The 23,107-nt window shown below is 32.6% G+C and carries 13 protein-coding genes; 7 read left to right on the forward strand and 6 right to left on the reverse strand.

Features of this window, described 5'->3' with window-relative positions:
- Nucleotides 1-33: 33 nt before the first annotated feature.
- The 3 genes from FVE75_RS10780 to FVE75_RS10790 are packed head-to-tail and all read left to right on the forward strand — an operon-like array spanning nt 34 to nt 10,652.
- Entirely contained in the window at nt 34-9,789 is a 9,756-nt protein-coding gene (locus FVE75_RS10780) for a two-partner secretion domain-containing protein (protein WP_232052687.1), read from the forward strand.
- A 1-nt stretch (nt 9,790) separates the two neighbouring features.
- Nucleotides 9,791-10,345 carry a hypothetical protein gene (locus FVE75_RS10785; RefSeq protein ID WP_147006479.1) on the forward strand — a complete coding sequence of 185 codons (555 nt, stop codon included), beginning with the start codon at nt 9,791-9,793 and terminating at the stop codon, nt 10,343-10,345.
- Nucleotides 10,346-10,394: 49 nt separating this feature from the next.
- Nucleotides 10,395-10,652, forward strand: coding sequence for a hypothetical protein (locus FVE75_RS10790; protein ID WP_147006480.1), 258 nt, complete (start codon nt 10,395-10,397; stop codon nt 10,650-10,652).
- A 240-nt stretch (nt 10,653-10,892) separates the two neighbouring features.
- On the opposite strand, the gene FVE75_RS10795 is transcribed toward FVE75_RS10790, so the two are convergent.
- Entirely contained in the window at nt 10,893-11,507 is a 615-nt protein-coding gene (locus tag FVE75_RS10795) for a recombinase family protein (RefSeq protein WP_147006481.1), read from the reverse strand.
- Nucleotides 11,508-11,768: 261 nt separating this feature from the next.
- Between FVE75_RS10795 and FVE75_RS10800 the strand changes: the two genes are divergently transcribed.
- Together FVE75_RS10800 and FVE75_RS10805 are read left to right on the forward strand one after the other, a co-directional pair.
- Nucleotides 11,769-12,368, forward strand: a complete 600-nt coding sequence (locus FVE75_RS10800) for a type IV toxin-antitoxin system AbiEi family antitoxin domain-containing protein (RefSeq protein WP_147006482.1) — start codon at nt 11,769-11,771, stop codon at nt 12,366-12,368.
- Entirely contained in the window at nt 12,365-13,210 is an 846-nt protein-coding gene (locus tag FVE75_RS10805) for a nucleotidyl transferase AbiEii/AbiGii toxin family protein (protein ID WP_060917629.1), read from the forward strand. Before FVE75_RS10800 ends, FVE75_RS10805 begins: the two co-directional genes overlap by 4 nt.
- Nucleotides 13,211-13,242: 32 nt before the next feature.
- Here FVE75_RS10805 and FVE75_RS10810 read toward each other — a convergent pair whose 3' ends face one another.
- The 5 genes from FVE75_RS10810 to FVE75_RS10835 all read right to left on the reverse strand — a co-directional run bounded on the left by FVE75_RS10810 (nt 13,243) and on the right by FVE75_RS10835 (nt 18,519).
- The gene (locus FVE75_RS10810) at nt 13,243-15,366 is read right to left on the reverse strand and encodes a plasmid recombination protein (RefSeq protein ID WP_147006483.1); all 2,124 of its coding nucleotides are present in this window, start codon (nt 15,364-15,366) and stop codon (nt 13,243-13,245) included.
- A 481-nt stretch (nt 15,367-15,847) separates the two neighbouring features.
- Nucleotides 15,848-16,480, reverse strand: coding sequence for a hypothetical protein (locus FVE75_RS10820; protein WP_147006484.1), 633 nt, complete (start codon nt 16,478-16,480; stop codon nt 15,848-15,850).
- Nucleotides 16,477-17,217 carry a ParA family protein gene (locus tag FVE75_RS10825; RefSeq protein ID WP_147006485.1) on the reverse strand — a complete coding sequence of 247 codons (741 nt, stop codon included), beginning with the start codon at nt 17,215-17,217 and terminating at the stop codon, nt 16,477-16,479. Before FVE75_RS10825 ends, FVE75_RS10820 begins: the two co-directional genes overlap by 4 nt.
- A 118-nt stretch (nt 17,218-17,335) precedes the next feature.
- Complete coding sequence (locus FVE75_RS10830) at nt 17,336-18,088, reverse strand: replication initiation protein (RefSeq protein WP_332069811.1); 753 nt, start codon at nt 18,086-18,088, stop codon at nt 17,336-17,338.
- A 20-nt stretch (nt 18,089-18,108) separates the two neighbouring features.
- Nucleotides 18,109-18,519 (reverse strand): replication initiation protein, encoded by a 411-nt coding sequence (locus FVE75_RS10835; RefSeq protein ID WP_232052686.1) that lies wholly within the window; start codon nt 18,517-18,519, stop codon nt 18,109-18,111.
- A gap of 1,106 nt (nt 18,520-19,625) precedes the next feature.
- Here FVE75_RS10835 and FVE75_RS10840 point away from each other — a divergent pair.
- Complete coding sequence (locus tag FVE75_RS10840) at nt 19,626-21,098, forward strand: autotransporter outer membrane beta-barrel domain-containing protein (RefSeq protein WP_147006486.1); 1,473 nt, start codon at nt 19,626-19,628, stop codon at nt 21,096-21,098.
- A 160-nt stretch (nt 21,099-21,258) separates the two neighbouring features.
- Nucleotides 21,259-23,067 (forward strand): ShlB/FhaC/HecB family hemolysin secretion/activation protein, encoded by a 1,809-nt coding sequence (locus FVE75_RS10845; RefSeq protein WP_147006487.1) that lies wholly within the window; start codon nt 21,259-21,261, stop codon nt 23,065-23,067.
- The last annotated feature ends 40 nt before the right edge of the window (nt 23,068-23,107 follow it).

Consider the following 23,107-nt stretch of genomic DNA (forward strand, 5'->3'; position numbering starts at 1 on the left):
TAATCAGTAAAAATATCGAAAGGAGATGAATAAATGAGAGAAAAAAGTAGGATATTACGTAAATTAACTGCGGCGCTTCTTCTAAACGTGTTCAGCTTCAACATTCTTGCCGACGGTCTTCAGGTTGACCCTAATTCAAGGTACAACACAAGCCTTGACAGGGCTCAGAATGGCGTGCCTGTCGTTAATATTTCCACTCCGAATGGCCGTGGTGTCAGTATTAACGAGTTTTTGGAGTACAACGTGGGACGTGAGGGGCAGGTTCTTAACAATGCCGACAACATCGGTAGAAGCCATCTCGCAGGAATCATCAATGCAAATCCAAATCTTGGGCCGAATCAGGCCGCAAATCTTATCCTGCTTCAGGTTAATGGGGCAAACAGATCGCAAATTGAGGGATATATCGAGGCTCTCAGCAGACAGAAAGTGAATGTAATTTTAAGCAACGAAAATGGAATATATTTAAACGGCGCAGGGACAATCAATATAAAAAACTTTATCCCTACAACTGGAAAGGTTAAGCTTAAGGACGGAGATGTAATCGGAATTGACGTCGAAAAGGGAAGGGTCATTATCGGGGCAGGCGGCTTTGATGCGACTAATACAGACTATGTTAACGTTATTGCAAAGGCCATGGAGATGCAGGGAAACCTTGTAGGGAACAAGGTTGATGTAACTTTGGGGGAAAACACTGTTGACTCCAGTGGTACTGTAGCTTCTAAAAATGGTATAAACTCAGTTGCAATTGACGCAAGCAACCTTGGATCAATGTATGCCGGGCAGGTAAGGATAGTCAGCACGGACAGGGGGGCAGGAGTAAACTCCAGCGGCCTTATCTATTCAAGGGATGCAAAGCTTGAGATTACGGCTGACGGAAAAATCAATGTGGCCAAGATAAAGGGTGACGGAATTGAAATAAACGGGACTGAATATACACAAAGCGAGCTTGCAAGTTCTGACAAGGGGATTAATGTCAATGCATCTAAGATAAAGTTGTCAGGGGAAACTCAGGCAAACGGGGACATCAATCTTAATGGGAATGTTGAGAACAAGTCAAACATATACACAGGCGGAAACCTGAATACGCTTGACATGATAAATTCAGGAAATATTAACGCTTCAGGGAACATAACGGCAAAGGATTTTAAAAACTCTCTTGCAACAGTTCTTTCTGGAGGAAACTTTAATGTAAAAAACTTGGATAATTCTGGAAATATACAGGTTTCAGGAATTACAGACATTAATGGGAAATTTGACAATACAGGGTCACTGACTTCCGTTAGACGTATTTCAGTCTCAGGAAACATAGGAAGTACAGGTAAGATACTGACAAATGAGGACCTGTCATCTAAGGACATGGTAACGTCAGGGACAGTTGCGGCCAAGAACCTGAGAGTGGATAATCTGTCTAATGATGGTAAAATAAGCACAAATGGCGAACTGACTGCAAAAAATGTGAAGAATACTGGAGATATTCTGTCATCAGGCAGAATTTCAGGAAGCAGCCTTGTCACTTCAGGAAAGGTTCAGACTAATGAAACGCTTGACATTGACGGCCTTCTTGACAACAGCGGGACAGTCGGGGCTTCAAAGGACATATCAGTTGCAGGGAACGTATTGAATACAGGGGAAATCCTTACTAATGGAGATTTCGCTTCAAAGAATATGGATACTTCCGGAACTGTAGTTTCAAATAATTTAAGAACTGGGAACCTTAAGAATGACGGTAAAATTGTAGCCAATAAGGACCTGACTGCTAAGAAGGTTTCAAGCACGGGGGATATTACTGTTGTCGGTAAAATTTCAGCTGACAGCCTGAAATCTTCAGGAGCTTTAAGAACCAACGAGGATTTTTCTGTTAATGGAAGGCTTGACAATGACGGGACAATTGAAACTTCAAAGAACGTGGCTGTTTCAGGAGATATTGGCAATACTGGTAAAATAATTTCAGGCGGTAATTTAAGCGGTAGGAAAGTAACTAATACTGGAGATATTGCGGCAGCTGGAACAGTCTCAAGTGACGATATGTCAACTTCGGGAACTGTAAAGGCAAACAAGACAATTACAGTTTCAGGAAAGCTTGAGAATGACGGGGCAGTTGAAACTGCTGAAGATGTGAAGGTGTCCGGAAATATAAGAAATACTGGAAGGATTGCTTCAAATGGGGACTTAACTGGTAAGGACACGATTTCTTCAGGCACAATTGCTTCAAGAAATGTGAAAGCTGATAACTTAAGCAATGACGGAGTGATCATTGCAAATGGGGACTTAAAGGCAAAAAATGTTAAGAATACTAAAGATATTACAGCTGTCGGGACAGTCTCATCTGATGACCTGGTAACGTCAGGGAATGTAAGGGCAAACGGAAAAATCACAGTTTCAGGAAAACTCGAGAACAGCGGTGCTGTTGAAACTTCAAAGAACATATCGGTTGCAGGAAACATTAAGAATGATGGAAGAATTGCGGCAAATGATGACCTTACAGGGAAGAATACCGAAAACAATGGAAATATCTATGTCAAGAATCTGGAAGTCAATAACTTAAAGAATACTGGAAAAGTTGAAGGCGTGAACCTGAAGACTGACGATATTTCAAACAGCGGAGATATTACGGCAATTGGCAAGATTTCAAGCGGAAACATTGATAATTCAGGAAAGCTGCTTGCCAATGATACAATTAGTGCCAAGAATATAAGAAATGCCACTAATTCGAGTAAAATTGCAGCTGGAAAAGGCATAACTGGGGAAAGAATTGACAATTCCGGAACATTTGCCACAAACGGAGATATCAAGGCTACAAATTCACTTGTGAACAGCGGAACTGTTGACGGTAAGAGAATTGATATTTTAGGAGCTGACTTTGTAAATTCAGGAAAGATAAATGCCGACAATATTAAAGCTAACGTAACTAATACAAGAAATGACGGATTTATCTATTCAGGAAATGATGTTGATTTGACTACAGGCACTTTAATCAACACTAAGGAAATTACTGCAGTCAATAATGTAAACGCCGCAAATGCGAATGTTACAAATAGCGGAAAGATTGCCTCAAATAATAGAGTCCTGCTTGATAATTCAGCAATTACAAATACTGGGGAAATTTTATCAAATGAAATACTGATGAGAAATGCTCAAAGATTTGATAATACTGGAACAATCAAGGGGAACAATGTTGAGCTTGGCGTTAACCAGAATATCAACCTTACGGGAAACCTTCACGGACAGCAAAGGCTTAAGATTTCAGCAAACAACATTGCAAACAATGGTAACACTACTGGAAATGGACTAATCGAGATTAACTCAAATGACTTTACGAACAACAGGGAGCTTGCTTCCGATACAGTTATCATAAATGGCCGTGGGGAAGTAGTCAACAACAGCATGATTACTGGAAATAACGGAAAGGTTTCAGGAAGAAATATCACAAATAACGATTTAGTTGCATTTGAAAATATTCTCGAAATGAATGCACAAGGTAAAGTTCAGAATAACAAAGGTAAAGCCATCTATGGCGGGCAGGCTCTTGCCATCAGGGCAAACGAGATAATGAATGACGAGGCCGAAATACTTGGCGGAAACATGGACCTTAATGCCGCAAAGATTACGAACAATGTGGGTACAATCCAGTCGACAGGAAATATTACGATTACTTCCAGCGATTTTCAGAACATTGGTAGAGTTTCTAACTTAGGGAATTATGAAAAGTATTACGAAACTTGGGATAATAGAAGGTTGTCCGAAGCTGATGTTCTTAATGGATGGGTCTATCATCATGGAGATGACTGGGATAAAAGTTCTAATGGAAGCCGTACAAGAAAAGCCCGTCACGAGCAAAGAGAATGGCTTGAAACGTTCATAAGGGATGCTGGCGGAAATTCATTGCTGCTGACAAAATATCAGAATGATGCCAGAAATGCATTGAATAATGGATACCAAAGGCTTGAAAGTGAATCTGCAAGACATCCGGAAGTTGCTCTGAAAGGGAAAATAGAAAGTAGGGCAACGACAGAGTATGGCAAGGTTTTAGCAAGTGGAAATATCACAATAAATTCAGCTAATTTCAAGAACAGGGACAGCATAATTTCAGGCGGAGGCCTAGTCAATATTACTGCAACTAATTTTGAAAATTCAGTAACAACAGGCAATCCTGTCCAGTTGAAGAAAGGTAAGGAAAAATTAGAATTAGAGATAAAACGGTATACAAAAAGAAAAAGACCTAGAGTAAAAATGGTGGCTTATTTCCACAGGGAACTGACTGCAGGAGATATTGGCTATGAATCAGGACAGCCAAGCGTAATTGAAGGGCAGCAGGTTGTCGTAAGTGCTCCGAATATTATACAAAACCCTATCGAAGCAGGAAATGGTAAAGTATTGAATAATGGCGGAGCAATAGGAAGAACTTTATTGTCTTCAACTTCAGTTGGAGTGAATAAAGGGACAAGTTCTGCCAACGGTCAGGTTCAGGCTGCAGGAAATACCTTACTGTCTAAAGTAAACAGCAGCTTTAACGGAAATTCACAGATTAATGGGAGCTCAAATTTAAATAGCCCGATAAACAGCACATTTAACAGGGCTGTTCAGATTGCAGGCAACAATTCTGGAATTAAGGATATTAAGAATACTGGTATCATAAGTGTCAATCCAATACTGGCAAGCGCAATGTTTACAGCAAATATGAATCCGTCATCAAGATACCTGATGGAAACTAGAAGCAGATATATAAACCTGGGACAGTATTTTGGAAGCGACTACTTCACTTCAAGAGTTGGATACTCCGAAATATGGGACAGGACAAGACGGCTTGGGGATGCATATTATGAAAATCAGCTGTTGACAAGAGCGTTGTCAGAAAAACTTGGAACAGCTTTCATAAATGGAAAATCTAACCAGGAATTAATAAAGGCAATGATGGACAATGCCTCAGCTGAAGGTGCAAGGCTTGGGCTTACAGTAGGGCAGGAACTGACTCAGGATCAGATAAATAGCCTGAATGAGGATATTGTCTGGTACGTAACAAAAAATGTAAACGGTATTGAAGTTCTTGCTCCGCAAGTCTATTTAAGTAAAAATACACGTTCAATAATTAATGATGATACAAGAAACAGGGTTGGCGGAATAAACGGAACATACATCGAAACTAATAATTTAGTCAACAATGGTACAAAATATGGTAACGGCGGAATCACAGTCGTTAATGCTAATACGGTAAGAAATGAAACAGCTACAAATCTTCTTTCAGAAATTTCAGGAGACAGAACTTACATAAATGCGGCCGGAAATATAGAAAATATTGGCGGACTGATAGGCGGAAGAGATTTAGTTTCTGTAGTTTCTCAAAATGGTGATGTAATTAACAGAACTACGACCAGGGAAGTTGGATATAACAATGGGGAATTTGACAGAACAAGATTTACTGATGTTGTATCTGCAGCTGAAATATCTTCCAAAAACGGGCCAACATATATTCAAGGTAAAAATTATACTTCAACAGGAGCTATAACAGCAGGGAATACAGTAAGAATAGATGCAAGTGAAAACGTGAACATCAACGCCTTAAAATTAACTGGGGAGCAGAAGTTTGGAAGAAACGGTGATAATTATGGAAGCTATGGATTTGTAAACCATCTGCAGTCAGCTGTAAATGGAACTGACGGAGTTATGATAACGTCAGGAAAGGATACAAATATTTCAGGAAGCCAGGTGGCTTCGCTTGGAAATGTAAACATTAATGCACAGAATATTAATGTTACAAATGTCGTTAATAGCGAATCTATAGAATCAAAACGTGTCAATTCAGGATTTATAAGCACTGAAACAAAGACTAAGAGCGCATATATCGAAAGCAGTCAAGGCTCCCAGATCTTTGGAAACAATGTGGTGCTGGACTCCAAGAAAGATACAAACGTCATCGCCTCAGATATAACGGCAAGTAAGGATGTACTTGGAAATGGCGGAAACATACTGGTAACTGCAGGAAATAACGTGAACATTTTAAGCAACACGACTTCACAGTCAAGTAGCTCAACGACATCAAAGAATAAAAGCATAGGCTCGCTTAACGTAGGAAGCAAGGGAAGAGCTGATGGAATGGCACAAGTTATTCAGAATTCATCGCATCTTTCTGCAAATGGTGGGAATATAGTTGTTAAGTCAGGAAAAGATACCTTAATTGGTGCAAGTGAGCTGCAGTCAACAGAAAGCATAGGGCTGGTAGCTGGAGGAAACGTTGTAGTTACAGGACTTGATGAAAAATATGGGGAAAGTTCTTCCAAGTCTAAGGGCGGAATGTTCAGAGGAGGACATCTCTATAAAGGTAATTCGGAAAGTGAAAAAAATCAGAGCATTACAAACAAGGAAAGTGTAATAAGGGCTGGAAAGGACATAGTTGTCAAGGGAGAAAACATTGGAATTCTTGGTTCAGATCTTGACGCTGGGCAGGATATAAATGTGGATGCCAAGAACGGAATTATTGTCAAGTCAAGAAATGAAGTCTACAGCAGTGAAAATCAGAAAAATGAAACAAAAGTAGGATTTTTCGCCAAAGGGCATAACTTATCATTTGAAGCTGGGATAGAAGCAAAATCAAAATCAGACGCTTCAGCAACTAAGCAGATAAGACCTGATGAAAGCACATTAGTTGCAAATGGAAATATCAATCTGAAAAGTGGAGAAAACATCTACTTTGAAGGTGATGCCGCAAGCGGACAGGACATCAACCTTGACTCAAAGAACATATTTATTGCGGACTCTGAAGGAAAGGTTGAATATACGAATGAGAGCAAGGAGAAAAGGGTTTCATTTGGAATAGATATGAATTTCAACAATTTAAGCGATACATTCACTTCGCTAAAAAAATCTTATGAAGCTTTAAATATAATGTGGAATTTAGGCGATATATTTGACTTCACTGGAGATTTGCTGTCAGGAAAGAGCCTGATGGAAAGTATTGAAGGAAATGAGGATACTCTGAAACGTTTAAATACATTAAATTCTGGATTGCAAGGTGGCAGCGGAAAAGCAGGAATTTATGCAAAAGCCTCAATAGCCGCTTCAAAAAATAAAGGAAGCAATAGCACAATAGAAAGAACCAGCCTTACAGCAGGCGGAAACATAAATCTAAAAGGTGATAACAGTATAACAATTAGGGGAACTGACATAAAAGGGTTCAATGATGTAAATATTCAAACAAAAAATCTTGATGTTCAGGCTTCCAAATCATCTATGAACAGTAAAAATACATCGTACGAACTTTCTGGGGAATACAATGTACTGAACCCTAGCTTATCTGTTTCAGGAAACATTAGTCATGGGGAAACAGAAGGATATGTATATAACAATACGAAAATAGATGCAGGAAATAAATTGCGTCTTAATATTGAAAATGGAATAATAAGGGGTGCTAATATCTCTGGAAATGATTTAGATGTAAATGTTAAAGGCAATCTGGAGGTTGCAAGTTTACAAGATTATGAAAAAATTAATCAGACGGGTATAAGTGCGGGCGTAGGAAATATAACAGGAGATACGCGTTCATACAGTGCAGGAGTTGACTTGACAAAAGGTAACAAAATTTGGGTAAATGAGCAGACTTCTTTGATTGGAAGAAACAGCGTGAATGTTAATGTAGGTAACAAGCTTACAATAACAGGAGCAAAAATTTCAAACGAGGAAAATGGAATTGATAAAGGAAATCTTTTAGTAAAAGCCAAGGAAATTGAAGCAAATGGTATTACAAGCAATGACAATCTGCGTAAGTTTGGAATTAATGTTGCCTTTAATGAACGAGCTAAAGGTGATAGGACAGAATTGATACTTAAGAAAAAAGGTGAAGTTACTGTAAGACCTGATGACCTGAAAGAAGTTTCAAATAGATTTGACGAGGAATATGGCGTAAGCGTCGGAGGACATAAATTAGAAAAGATTTCAAGGCCAACAATAGGAAAAGGAACAGTAATCTCAGGCAGCACAACTGGAGAAGTGAACAGGGACATTTCAGTTTCAGAGTCTATAACTGACGGTGTGCAGATAAGCGATACAAAATTTTCATTCATCAGCAATCCATTCGGATGGGGTGATACAAGAAATATTCTAGCTACAAATGCTGGAACTATCGGTAAGTTTATTGACGGTATAAATGGGACAAAGATAGTAAATGGCAGACTTGGAAATTCAATTGAAGGCGCTCTGGGAGCAATGACAGGAAAAGAATGGAATATTAGTAGTTATGAAAATTCGATGAGAAGCGGTACTTTTGATATTGTAGGAAAATTTGAAGAACCTTTAACAAAAACAGCAGGAAGATTTTTCTCAGCAGTTCCAACAAGTGGAGTTCACGGCGGACTTCAGGAGCAGTTTGTAAGGCTTATCAGAAAAGATAAAGTTCCAATAGTAGAAACAAAAATAATTCCAAATCCTGATGGAAAAGGAGAGCCACGTTATGAAGTAAGGGAATTAAAAACAATATCAGACTCAACTTATGTTCCAGAAAAAGGGGAAAAAATAAAGGTAAATACAAATGGAATCATTGAACTAAAAGATCAGGCTGTTAGAAATTCTATATTAAAAAATCTTTCTAAAGAGGAAAAAGAAAAATTAGCTGCCGGAAAACCTGTAACAGTTATAACTCCATATAATCCAACAAGAGGAGCACCTGCGGACTTGATAGAAAGTGGAGCCGGTAAAATATTCGATGGAAGCGCCTCAAGTTTATGGCTGTCTATTGGAATCAACAGGGGAATGGCAATTGCCTACGCTGGAAGAAACAAAAACTACACCTATGATTTTTCATTTTACAGTCAAGGTAATATCATAGGTGTCGGAGCATTAAATCATCTCAGAAACAATGGAATAAGTCTAGGAAATGTTGAAACCGTTAGAATGTATGGAACTCCGATGACTCAAAAAACAGTGGAAGATCTAAAAAAATTTCATGGAATAGATAAAGTCTACTCTGCAGTGAATATAAAAGATCCTGTGGGAGACAATAATGGTGTTGGCGGTATTTCAGGATTAGTTGTTGCAGAAAGAAGAGGAGTTACTTTGAATAATCCTACTGTTCCATTCCACAAGGCAACAGATTTTCTGGGATATGTTCCTATAATTAAAGCATTTGCAAGAGAGGAAGCGGGATCAGTGTTACCATTGCCTACAATACTGGATCCAGATAAACATAAAGAAGCGATTGATCAATATGAAAAAACTAAGCAGGATGCTATAAGAGATGGAAAAGATGTTAATGAAGCTATAAAAAAATGGAAAAGAGATTGGGCTTCACAAAAAGAACATGAAAATTCAATACCAATAACTCCAGATGATGTAGAAAAAATTGCTGAAAATTATGAACTGGATAAAAATGATAAAGATTATACAAAAAAATTAAACAAACTTTTAAAACAGGCTTTCAATGACAAGCACGGTTCTTATATCTATGAATCAGCAAAATTAGGTACAGAAATAACGGATATATTTAGAAAAGCATCAGAAAAAGGAGAATTGACAGAAGATGATAAAAAAAATATTAGAGAAAAATATTATCAAAATCAAGAAAATTTAATAGATTTATTTAAAAAAGCTCCTCCAATAAAGGCTGATTCTTCAGAATTAAACAAGGCAATTAGAAAAAGCAATAAAGATGTTTTTGAAAATCAATATGAAAAAGGTAGATACAATACAGAATTTCATATTAATACCTCTCCAAAATTAAATAACGGCAGAGGAGAAGATTTTAAGAGAACTAGAGAAATTGAAGATGTTTTAAAAAAATTAAAAGGAAGAGTAGGTAATTAATATGAAAAAGACAAAGTATTTTATTATGGCATTTATCTTTTTATTGTTTCTAAATTCGTGTGGCTATCTTCCATATATCTATGAACAGGCTGTAGTAGCTGCTGGTGGTAATCCGTATAAAGATCCAAAACCTAAAAAAGATAATCCACAAGCAGTATTTAATCCTAAATACAAACAAAAAATTGAATTATTATTACAAGATATAGTAAATAGGGAGTTAACAGAAAAAAATATATATTATGTTAATGGAAAAGAAATTGTATTATGGTTACCAGAAGGAGTGGTAATGGACAAATTTTCTCAAGCTCTTAAAGATAAAAGAACTGGGTATGGACTTCCTTTCAGCATTAATTATAAGAAAGAATGCCCAGGACAGGTTCTCGAGAATTCAGTAAAAAAATATGATGGGTTAAAAGTTGTTTCTGACTCAAAAGACTACATATATATATATTCTTTTGAGGCAGAAGGATATGTTGAAAATGTAAAGGAAATATTAACAAAAATAAAAGTTAAAAATGGATTTACGCATCATTGTAAGAACGATAAAGTTGAATAAATTATTAATTTTTTGAGAATTTATCGTTGAAAGAAAAGGAGGAAATGGAATGAAAAAATTAGTATTAGGAATTATAGTTATAATCTGCTGCTTAAATGCAGTTGCTAAAAATAATGAAGTAATTAAGAGTTCATCAAGACAAGTTATTGCTGATAAAATTGATGAAAATTTAGAAAAAACATTAAATTTTAGTCAATCTAACATAATTAGTTCAGAAGCATTAAAAGAATTTAAAAAATCTTCAATAAACAAGGAAAAAGAAAATAATGATATAACTTCAGAAGATACTTTAATTCCTTCAAAATAAATTAAAATTTCAAAATAACCGCTGTTGAAAAAGACAGCGGTTATTTTTTCTATGAAATAAGCCCATATTAGCCCCATAACGAAAAAATTTTGTATCAAGCAATACTTTTATCAAAAAAATGATTTAACAAACGCTACGGGCTTAATATGACGCGATATGAACTTTAATTTTCCTCATCATCTACATTTTCATCTTCAAAAAATTCATCAGTCATAATTGAAATTCACCTATCTTTAGTTTTTAATCAAGATAGCTGTTCCTGTAATATTTATAATACGAGGATCTACTTATCTGCATAAACCTGCAAAAACTTTTTACGCTTATTTCTTTGTCTCTTACCCGCTTTAACATATCCTGCTCCTCTTTTGAAAGATTTAAGACTTTAACTGGCCGTCCAATTACATTTCCAGTTTTCCTGCTGTATCTTTTCCCAGATTTTTGCGGCATATTTTTAATTCCGTCATTTATTCTTTCAATTAAAATGCTTCGTTCCCTTTCAGCTAAATATATCAGAAGAGGAATTACAACAACATTTACAATTTCGTCCTTTCTGTCATTCACATTATGATTTAAAAGTTCCTGGTTGATTACAGCAATATTAACTTTCATATCCTTAAGCTTTGTATAAAGCTCAGTAACTTCTGTAAAATTACGCCCAAGCCTGTCAATGTCTGTAACAACAAATGTGTCATTTTCCCGAATTTTTGATAAAATTTTCTGCAGTTCAGCCCTCTTCATATTTTTTCCGCTCTGTATATCACAATAAACTTCATCACAGCCAGCATTTTCAAGCGATGCTATCTGCCTTGTCAAATTCTGCTTTGCCGTGCTTACTCTTGCATATCCAAATTTCATTTAGACAACTCCTTTACAAAAATGTATACTAAAATATATTTTAATTTAGTGTACATCATTTTGCTTATTATACCCTTAAATTCAATACAGTTTTAAGTGTGTATTAAAACATCTGTTTTAGTAGATAGATAATTTCAAATATTTAATTGTAGATTGAAAAATTTAGTTTGTTATTTAAAAATTCAATTATAATTTTTTATCATTTATTGACTTTTATTCTTATAAATTATACAATATAAGAATAAAAAGGCGGTGATATAAATGGTTCAAAAGGAAATTTTATTAAAAGAAATCAATAAAAATAATGGTATTATTTCTACTAAAGAAGTTCTAGAGTTCGGCATTCATAAAGATGTATTGAAAGAATTGACTGAAAAAAAAGAGATTATAAAAATAGCAAACGGACTATATGGACTTCCAAACGAAGAAATAGATGAGTATATTTATTTTTCCCATAGGGTTCCGAAAGGTATTTTTTCTCACGAAACAGCGGCTTATTTGCAAGGATTGTCTACTAGAATGCCACTCATTTATGTAATGACTGTTCCAGTCGGAGATAATGTTAGCAGAATTAAGTCAATAAAGGACAATATTATTTTTAAGTACAGCAAAAAAGATTATTATGATATTGGTAAGACAAGCATAACGAATCCTTTTGGCAGAAAAATTTTTGTCTATGATAAGGAAAGAACAATATTAGATCTTATCAAAAACAAAAACAGAGTAGACACTAATGTATTCAGTGAAGCTATGAAGTTGTATTTTAGAGATGATGACAGAGATTTATTAAAGATTTCTAAATATGCTATCTATATGAACATGGAAGAACAGTTAAAACAATATACGGAGGTATTATTATGAAAACATCGGAACAAATAAAAGGAGCTATTAGAAATATATCAAAAAAAACAGGAGTAAATCCAAATTCGTTGCTTCAGATGTGTTTGTTTGAAGGTGTTTTAGAAAAATTATCAAAATCAAAGTATAGTAAAAATTTCATATTAAAAGGCGGGCTTCTCATTTCTTCACTTATTGGAATAGATATGCGCAGCACAATGGATATGGATACTACAATTAAAGGGATTCCAGTAAATGAAAAAACTATATCAAAGATTGTAAAGGAAATACTGGAGATTGAAATAGATGCTGATATTGATTATAAGCTGGTTAAATTAACACCAATCAGGCAAAAAGACGTATATGAAGATTTTTGTGCAAAAATTTCTTGTACTTTTGGAAAAATCAACGCCGTTTTGAATATAGATATAACGACTGGGGATGTTATCACTCCAAGAGAAATGAGATATTTTTACTCTAAAATATTAGAATCAGGGACAATACCCATTATGACTTATACAATAGAATCTGTTATTGCAGAAAAATTTGAGACTATTTCAAGTAGAAATATTACAACTACAAGGGCAAGAGATTTTTATGATTTATATATGTTGTATCATCTCTACAAGGATAAAATTGATAAAGATATACTAAGAGAAGCGATAGAAAGAACGAGTGAACATAGAGGTTCTATAAAATCAGTTAGTCAATATAAAGAGGTGGTAGATTTATTCAAAATTAGCGGAACAACAAAAACCTTATGGGAAAAATACATCAAGAGTAATCCCTATGCAAAAGATATTGATTTTTTAGAAACAATAACTGCTTATGAAAAAATTGGTGAATGTATGTTAAAGACTAAATAAAAAAGGACTTGAAGTCCTTTTTTTATTGAATATTATAAACTCCTATCATATTGAGAACTGCTTCGATTACGTACAACATTCTTATCCTTAACTGTTTTTTCCAGTTCAATATTCAAATTGTTCTTAAAATCATTCCACCAGCTATAAGTATTATCAGGCACATTTTCAATTGCCGCTATTACTGTTTTTTCTATTTCTAAAAGTGAAAACTTTCCATTAGAATCTTCGTGAAGAATATTTGTCATTTGCTTAATGAATTTATTACCTGCATCGTGTTTTCGTCTTATATAAGCTCCCTTAATTTTCTCATAAGCCCTAGCTTCAGCTTCTCCAAATAACTCATCATATTCAAATTTATTATTTGCTTTAAAATTTAAAATATCCTTGTCTGTAACTTCATAATATTTTAAATGCTCACGAACTAGATTATCAACTTCTTTTTGTATAATTGGTTGGGCCAGCTTTTCAAGTTCGGCTTTTCTACGTCTTTTCTTTTCTTCCAAATCTACATAAATGTCATTAAGCTGCCTACGTTTATTATTAATTTCTTGCAGTTCTCGTTCCATTTGAAGTCTTTTATCTAAAATATCCTGCTTTATGGCATTATTCTTGGCTTCTTCCTTTTCTACGTCCTTCTTAATATTTCTCATCAAGGTATCTCCACGTTTTCTCGCTTCGTTAAGAGCTTCATTAATGAGTTCCTCTTTCCGCCTTTCTGAAACGACATAAGGTTTTTCCGCTTCCATTTTCTTCTCCCAGATTTGTTCATCAAGATTACGTATTTCATTATTTTTGCTATTTTGTTCCTTTTCCAAGAAATTAATTGAACTTTTTAAATTACTCGCTTTAGTTTCAAGCGTTTTAATCTGAAAATAAAGATTTTCTCTGTTCTTGATCAGTTCTTCAACTTTTTCTCCTTTTGAATAATCTTCTATTTTTTTATTGATTGCTTCAAAATCTACATTCTTAAAGACTTCATCAAATAATTTTATTTCTTTTTTAAGATTTTTCTTGAAATTTTTGTTATTCTGTCTCTGATTTAATTTGTCCCTGATTATCTTCTTTATATTGAAAATACGCTTAAAGTCTGTAATTCCTTTATTACTTTCTCTTACCTTGAAATCTGTTTCATAGTTTTTAAATTCATTCAAGAAATCTTCCTTTGAAATTTTTTTCTTTCTGTCAATAATTTCCCTTTTTGAAAGAATTTCTGTATATTTCATAAACTCATTTTTTGAATAATTATTGCTGCCAATCTTACTTTCAAGCTCCTTTTTCTCCTTTTCCATAGCGAATTTTGTCCTGTCAAGATCTTCAGAAGAATTTACTTTTTCAGTCCTTCTGACTACAACTTCCGCACCTTCATTTGAAAACACCTTAACCTTATTTTTTAATTCATTAATAGAAGAATTTTTAACCATAAAATCATTTACAAATTCTTCATTGAAAGTCCTGTAAAAATCTTTAGTAAACGGAGAAGTCCCGCTCTCAAATTTAAACTTTTTATCTGACTTATTTTTGTTCAGCTTGGCTAACTGCCTTTCAATGATTTTGGGCTTCTCCTGAACCTTAAATTCCTCAAACGCCTTTTTATACTCATCAGTTCCAGCAATTAGCCCAAGCTCCTTATTTCTTCTCAAAAATGCACTGGTTAAAGCTGATTTAACTTTTGCTGTGTTAACATCACTTACCGTATACTCGTCTTTCTGATTATTCTCTTCTGAAAAAGTCCACATTGACTGCAAATGAGGCGTGCTTTCATCAAAGTGAATTACTGCATATACACAACGAGCATTTTTACCAAATTTTTTATTTAAGAACTCAAGATTTTCCTTATAATACTGCTCCCACTTTTCAAGAGAAAGCATATATGTCAAATCCACTCCATTTCTTGCTTCAAAATTTCCTGTCTGCACCTGCGATACGACGCTTACCACATCCCTGCTCCTGCTGTCAACTTCTGTATCATAATACTGCCGTTCAAGGACAGATAAATCCTTGACAAGAATTTTGTTAAACTGTGTCAGTTCCTGATTTACATTATTCTTAAATTTTTCCAGTTCACGAAATGCTTCTTTGACTACATTGTTAATGCTACTCCTGCCTGATTTAGAATTGTATTTCTTAAAGTTGTTTATCGCTGAAATCTCAGCCATTTTTATTCCCCCTTTTATCAAAAAATGTTTCTACATTTTCCAATTTATTTTAATTATACTTCTTTACAATTTTTTTTGCAAATCGGAGGTTTTGGGACTGTTCAATTTCTGCATCGGCCAGTCGCAATGCAAGAGGGCAAAGCCCTTTGCAAAGCTCCTCCATTCATTTTTAATGAATGGCTCGCCTGTCATTTTTTTCAAAAATTACTGCCGAGCTCTCAAACGCCGAGGGCTTTTCAGGCAAAAAAATGAGTTCGTAATGCGAGCGTTCCACTTCGCAAAGCCGAATCATTTTTCTGCCAGCTTCATCTGAAAAATTTAGTAAAAATTTATTATTTCAATTGAAGTAAAAAGAATTTATTTTCGATATTAAAAGAGCAACCTTTTACAACTGCTCTTATGGTTACTACTATGAGTTTTTAATCTGTAGATCATTACCACTATGGGCTTTTGATTTTATATATATTTATAATCAAAATTTTTAAATTAAATCTTTAATTTGTTCTTCAATATCTCTAATTTCTTGTCTTATTTTTTTTATCAAATGCTGTCTTTTTACTTTCTCTCTTGTCAAAAAAATTCTTTTTTCTTCTATGTCAGATAACTTTATTGCTTCTTTCTGCTCTTCTATCTCTTTTAGTTTTGAACTTGGGTTGTCTGATGTAATTACTTCTATAATTTCAGTTTCTTTAAAATTATCTTTTTTTTGTCCTGTTAAAGTTTTTACAGTTCTATTAGGTAACTCTAAAACTTTTTCAGGTTTTTTAAGTCCTTTAGTTTGGTACTCTAAAAATAATGAATACTTCCTTATTGCTACATTTGCACTATCTCGATCTATACCTAACTTTTCTATCCATTTTCCAAATAATCCATTTCCTCTATTCGAAAAAATTTGATTAGCTTCAAATATTGCTTTTGAATATTTAAAAATATGTTCTATTGATTTTTCTTTATGAAACGTTATGTCATTTTCATATTTAATAAGTTTTTCTTTCTCTGTTCCTGATATATCAAGTTCCTCATAATTTATATTATAAAGACTTTCAATCTTTGCTACTACAGGAACTTTTTTGCTATTGATTTTACTAAGATTCAAATTAAATTTTTTACTCATACCATACCCTCTTTTTTCATTATTTCTTCTGCTAGGTTACTATAATCTTTTGCTCCATTTGCATTTTTTGAATAATCAAATATTGACTGATGTGTAACAATACATTCAGACAGAGCTACATTTTTTCTTATTATACTGTTTAACAAATAATCTTTGTACTCTTCTTGTAGCTGTTCCTGTATCTGATCCGATAATGCTGTTTTTTCTTTTCTAATTAATATAATTCCTGAAATATCCTTTCCTAATCCTTGTGTAAAGTTAATCGTAGCATTAAGCCCTAAAAGTTCATTTATTCCAGGTAATATTACAGGATAAACACTTGAAGTATAAATTGCTGAAGTTGTATAAGCGTTAAACGCTGGAGCTGTATCAAATACTACAACGTCATAATTTTCTGATAAATTTTCTAAAAAATTATTCAATAGTTGGTAATAATATGGCCCTTGATTTTTTAATTCTTCCATATCTTTTTCTGCTTCAGGACCTGCACTTATTAAATATAAATTCTCATTTAATATTTCAGGTTTAAATTTTTTTACTTTATCAAGTAAATAATCTCCCAACGAAGAATTTAATTCATTAACATTTACTCCAAAATTTGTAGAAAGATTAAGTTGTGGATCAGTATCTATCGCTAAAGTTTTTAATCCTTGTTTTGCAAAATAGTGTGCCAAATTAAAAACAGTTGTCGTTTTCCCACAACCACCTTTATTATTAACAATTGCTATTTTTTTCATAATATCCTCCCTAAAATATATTTTCCTTTATTTTCAGTATAACACTATTTATAAAAAAAACAAATTTTTTATTTGTCAGTCATGACTGACAAACTGAATATGTAATAATTTTCCCCTATTATTTTATAATCAAATCCTCCGCCAATTCAATGATTTCTTGTGTAAAATCATTTTCATCAATGTTATAAATAGCTTTTAATTGCATATTCATATTTTTTATCTCCTCTATTTTTTGAGGATATTTTTCAGTCAATTTTCTAAATTGTATCTTATCTTTTAGTCCTGTATATATCGCTTCCAAATTTTCTATTGTTTTTGTATTTTCATTAATTTTATCCCAAATTTTTTCTCTTAAAGTTTTTTCTTTTTCTATTTTAGGAGGAGCTTCAACTATTCTTGTTTTTCTTTCTGAAACTACCCTTGTTTCTTCTTTCTTTTTTGGTTTTCTAGGTTTGCTCAAAGGAATTGAATTATTATTATCTTCTTTTTCAGTAACTGCTACAATATCTACTTTTTTCTCAGTAGAGAATTTAAACTCAAATCCAGTAACTCGGCTTCTTCCCCGTCCACCAGAAAAACCATATTTTTTTTCAATTTTCAAGTTGTATTTTTCTCCTAACTCTCTCATAATTGGCTTTAAAACACGAGTATCAATATTAGTTATCTTATAATTTTCAGGAATATCCATCAAATACCTAAATTCATCAATACTACATCTCCAAAATCCTGTTTTTCTAAATTGTTTCATTCTACGATAAAATTCTTTTACATAACTAGACTTTAAATTCACAAATTCTTCTAACTCAAATCTAGTCCACTCTTTATTAAAATCATTAAGTAAAAATCTAAAATCCTCATTCAAAGAAATCATTAATATCTGTTCATCTAAATTTATTTTAAAAGTTTTAAAAATTGCCATTTGTACAATTGTATTATTTTCTCTGTATGTATAGATCTAAAATCCTCATTCAAAGAAATCATTAATATCTGTTCATCTAAATTTATTTTAAAAGTTTTAAAAATTGCCATTTGTACAATTGTATTATTTTCTCTGTATGTATAGTTCAATGATAATAATTTTTTATTAACATTCATAATCGTGTTAGTAAATTCTTTTACAGTCATATTTTTTTCAAGCATTATTAATTTTTTCAATTCATAAAAAGAGTATTCAAGAACATCTGTACCTTTCTCTTTAAGTTTATGAAAAAACGTTACTAATAAATTTAATTCTTCTGACGAAAAGTTTCTTAATGCCTGATTATTAAAATCATTATTATATTTCACAATCTCATTTCCCATTTAAAATTCCTCCTCAAAAATCATTATACCATATTAAAAATAACACTTCAATAAAAATGTTGTTTTTAATCTCCCAAAACGATACTTTTAATTCCCAAAATGTTGTTTTTAATCTCCCAAAACGATACTTTTAATTCCCAAAATGTTGTTTTTAATCTCCCAAAACGATACTTTTAATTCCCAAAATGTTGTTTTTAATCTCCCAAAACGATACTTTTAATTCCCAAAATGATACTTTTATTAACTCTCAAACTTAATATTTATAAGTGTTTGTGGACACCTAAAAGATATAAAATATTTTAAAAGATATAAAAATCTTTTAAAATATTTTTTTAAAAGAATTAATTTTTAAATTTTTCATTGTTACAAAAAGCTCCCTTATGAATAATTCCTTCATTTTTTAGCACATTCAAAATTTTAATAATCCATATTCGTAAAACGTCGTTTTTAATACGCCAAAAAGTATTTGAATTTTAAATAAAAATTAAAATATCTAAGTAAGTGTTCCTTATTAAAAAAATCTAAATTTTCAATATAAGCCTTCCTAAACAATTTTTTCTTCTTATTCAACTTTCCATATCAAAAAATTTTTTAACGATAAATTTAACCCCTTTCTGACGTTCTCAGATATATTTTAAAAATATATTGACAAACTTATCAGAATAAATTTCTAAAATTTCATATTTTTTAATTTTTAAACTATATATCTATCAAATATTAAATCTTTCTTATCCAATATTTTAAAGGACTTTAACTCATATATGAAGACTTAAATATTAGAATTTACTTATTGTTTCTTACATACGAGAAATAATATTCAATATGAAAAAGAAAAAAAGTTTTATATTTAAATTTGAATTTTTATTTAAATTATGCTAAAATTACTCAGTTTAAATTTAGGGAAATTGACTTTAATTCAAAAAAATATTAATTCATAGACTTTTTCCTCTTAGAAATCCCATATTTTTTCTTTATAACAATAAAATTAAGAAGATTATCAATATTCAACAGAATAAATAAAAGAAAATTTTTAATAAATAATCAAAAAATTTCAAAATATAAAGAAAAATATTTTTTAGAAAACTTTGAATAAGAAAGGATAAAATATGAAAAAGAGATTATTACTAGGAATTGTTTTATTAGGTATAAATTCATTTTCTAAAATGACAATAACATCGTACAATAACGGATCATCAGTATCAAATGGATCATTAACTGAAGCAGGTCATAATTTTTCAGGCATTGTTCAGTTTCTAGGAAATCAAGGCGGAACATATGTAATAAAATTAGACAGTGGAACTAAAATAGAAACAGGAACAAGATTTGATTTAGATCCAAATACAACTATTACAATAGAAGGAGCGAATGGTACAATAGGAACAATAGTAAATGGAAGCAGTGCCTATCCAGTAGGAGCACCAGTTTCTACAAAACATTATTACTTTTGGCAAGATTTAGATGAAAATTCTGCTACTTTACCAGAATCTGGAGTATTAAATGGTAATTTATACACTCCATCTGTTATATCTAGATCAAATAACGCCAGCACTGCTATTACTCACGTAACGACAAAAGTTTTACCGCCAAATACAGCCTCAACAACTACACCAGGTATTTCAACACCGACTCCAAGCACACCTTCAACAGGAACAACTCCAATAACAGGAAATACAGCACCTTCAAATAAAGGAAAAAAAGTTTTAGTAATTCCAAGATCACGTGTTGATTTAGATTTAGTAGAAAATGCTAAAATGACTATGATAAAAAATGTTGAGAAAAAAATAGAAAAAGGAGAATGGGATTTAAATATTGAATATGTAGGTGGAGTAGGAACTAAATATACCGATAAAACACATGACATTTTACAATATAATGGAAAGAGTAATGGAGTTATTCTTTCTTTGAATAAAAATTATGATAAACTAACATTAGGAGGCTTATTTGGATATCAAAATTCAAAAGTAAAATATAAAGATTTTTATAACGGAATAAAAGAAAAAATTGGTTCATACCAATTTTTATTGAATGCAAAATATGATTTTAATGAGAATTTTGATTTAATAGGAACTCTAGTATATTCTACAAATAAACATAAATTTGATGGAAGTAATATTATTTCGTATAATTGGATAAATGATGCAGAATATACTTCAAATATATTCGACATTGAAACAAGATTAGGATATAAATATCTATTTACAAACGGATATATAAAACCATATTTAGGTATCGGAGTATTAAATCTTAAAGAAGGAGCAATTAATAAAATAGGAGCTAAAAAAACCTCTGAAACAGCCTTAAATAGTGTATTAGGTATTTATGGTGTAGCAGAGTTAAACAAAATAGATCTGTATGGAAATGTAGAATATAGACAAAAATATGGGAAGAATTCGTACCATAATAAACGAGATGTCGACTTAACAACAAAAATTGATGCTTTAAACTATAAAAAAACAACAGTCAATGCCAATATTGGATTAAGATATAAAATTACAGATATGTTTGATATAAATACTTCATATGGATTAAATAATCTAAAAAATAATATAATAAAAATAGGTATTGGAATTCAATACTAAAAAATTATTGTAAACTTGCTAAATTAATAATAAACTGTCTTATAAATATAAGATGGTTTTTTTTATATTCAAAATAAAAAAAATACTTTCACATCAAACTTGACTTTTTTTTTAATTTATGTTAGCATATTTTAATCTTTTATTAAAAAGGAGGTAGATTTTGGGATATAAGAAAATAATAATTTTGGGTACATTTTTAATTGCAAGTCTTGCCTTTCCATCTCCAGTCAATGAAGCTAACAGAATCATTGATATTCAGCAGAGACAGCTTGAACAGGAGAGAGTCAGGCAACAGCAGGAGAAAATGCAGAAGGAATTTGAGAATACAAAGTTTGACAGCCCTAAGTCTCAGGTTGATAAGGACATTGAAAGCGGCAACTTGAATTCTAATAAATTTTTAATTAAATCAGTCAATATAAAAGACAATGACAGGCTGCTGTCTCAAAGGGAAAAAAATAAAATTATTGGAAAATATGTCTTTCTTGAACTTAGTTCCAATGATATCAGAAACCTTCTTACAGATCTTACAAACAAGTTAATTTCTAAAGGATATACTACATCTGTTGTAAACTTTGACAGGAATAATGATCTGACTACTGGAACTTTAAACCTGGAAATTGTTGCAGGAAGAATCGAGGATATAAGGATTAATTCCGGAAATGGGCTTGATAAGTATAAGGAATTTTTTATGTTTTCAAAGAACAAGGGAAAAATCTTTAATATCAGGGACATTGACACGGCAACTGACAACTTTAACTCAATCAATGCCAACAACATGACTATGGAAGTTCTTCCTGGAAGAAAGGAAAACTATTCAAGAATTGAAGTAAAAAATAGATTAAAGAATAAATATACTGTCGGAATCTTAGCTAACAACTATGGGGACAGCAAGCAGAATGGAATATGGAGGAGAGGTATCAACCTTAATATTGACAGCCCTCTTGGAATTGGGGACAACTTCTATTTCACATATATGACCGTTCCTAAAAAAGACCCCAACAGAAGCTGGAAAAAGACTGTTGAACAGCTTCAGCCAGGAGAAATTTTACCAATCGGGCCGACTGGATATGATCCTTTAAAAGGGGACACATTGCCATATAAAAGACGGCTTGATATGTTTAATTTCGGATATACAATGAAATTCAGGACATATACTTTGAAATTTAATTCAAGTAAAAGTATTCAGGAAAGCAGCTTCTATTCAGCAAATACAGTATATGACATGTATTCAGGCAGCCATACGTTGTCTGCCGATCTGGAAAAAATACTGTTCAGGAATCAGAAAAGCAAGGTCAGTCTTGATTTAGGGATTAAAAGAAAGCATAACCAGAGCTATCTTGAAAAGTCGGCACTGTCTGACAGGAAGCTTGCTATAGGTACTTTAAGCCTTAATGCTACAACTTCACTTTTCGGAGGGATTTTTGGAAGCTCTTTCGGATATGAGAGAGGGCTTAAAATATTTCATGCTGAAAGGGACAGCGGAAAGATAGATACTACGCCAAAGGCGCAGTTCCATAAATACAGCATGAACCTTAGCTACTACAAGCCCATAACGAACAATCTTGTATACAGGGCAAATGTTAGCGGGAGCTACTCAAACGATGTCCTTTACGGAAGTGAAAGACAGACAATAGGCGGTGTCGGAAGTGTAGGAGGCTACCATACAAGGGAGTCTATTCAGGGAGACAAGGCTATAGAAGTCAGCAATGAGATTGCATACAATATTCCAGTTAAGAAATTTGCGGTTGTTTCTCCGTATGTTAATTATGGATATGGGGCTGCAAAGTATAACAGGGATAAATCTAAATACAGAACTGGATATGTAACTGGAATGACGGCTGGAATCAGGTTTGATACAAAAATCTTTGACTTCGACTTTGGATATGCAAGGCCTATGTCGCATTCAGACTATTTAAGTCCTAAGAAGCAGGAAATGTATTTTAGCGGATCCTTGAAAGTAAGTTTTTAGATAATAACTCAAAATAAAAATTATAGGAAATTTCAAATTT

Source organism: Leptotrichia hongkongensis (assembly GCF_007990635.1).
Taxonomy (GTDB): domain Bacteria; phylum Fusobacteriota; class Fusobacteriia; order Fusobacteriales; family Leptotrichiaceae; genus Leptotrichia; species Leptotrichia hongkongensis.

Bases quoted from the DNA above. Each gene is read 5' to 3' on its own strand.
- FVE75_RS10825 (WP_147006485.1), bottom strand. From the start codon at position 17,217: ATGAAAAAAATAGCAATTGTTAATAATAAAGGTGGTTGTGGGAAAACG.
- FVE75_RS10830 (WP_332069811.1), bottom strand. From the start codon at position 18,088: ATGATTTCTTTGAATGAGGATTTTAGATTTTTACTTAATGATTTTAAT.
- FVE75_RS10800 (WP_147006482.1), top strand. From the start codon at position 11,769: ATGGTTCAAAAGGAAATTTTATTAAAAGAAATCAATAAAAATAATGGT.
- FVE75_RS10780 (WP_232052687.1), top strand. From the start codon at position 34: ATGAGAGAAAAAAGTAGGATATTACGTAAATTAACTGCGGCGCTTCTT.
- FVE75_RS10810 (WP_147006483.1), bottom strand. From the start codon at position 15,366: ATGGCTGAGATTTCAGCGATAAACAACTTTAAGAAATACAATTCTAAA.
- FVE75_RS10805 (WP_060917629.1), top strand. From the start codon at position 12,365: ATGAAAACATCGGAACAAATAAAAGGAGCTATTAGAAATATATCAAAA.
- FVE75_RS10785 (WP_147006479.1), top strand. From the start codon at position 9,791: ATGAAAAAGACAAAGTATTTTATTATGGCATTTATCTTTTTATTGTTT.
- FVE75_RS10835 (WP_232052686.1), bottom strand. From the start codon at position 18,519: ATGGGAAATGAGATTGTGAAATATAATAATGATTTTAATAATCAGGCA.
- FVE75_RS10840 (WP_147006486.1), top strand. From the start codon at position 19,626: ATGAAAAAGAGATTATTACTAGGAATTGTTTTATTAGGTATAAATTCA.
- FVE75_RS10820 (WP_147006484.1), bottom strand. From the start codon at position 16,480: ATGAGTAAAAAATTTAATTTGAATCTTAGTAAAATCAATAGCAAAAAA.
- FVE75_RS10790 (WP_147006480.1), top strand. From the start codon at position 10,395: ATGAAAAAATTAGTATTAGGAATTATAGTTATAATCTGCTGCTTAAAT.
- FVE75_RS10795 (WP_147006481.1), bottom strand. From the start codon at position 11,507: ATGAAATTTGGATATGCAAGAGTAAGCACGGCAAAGCAGAATTTGACA.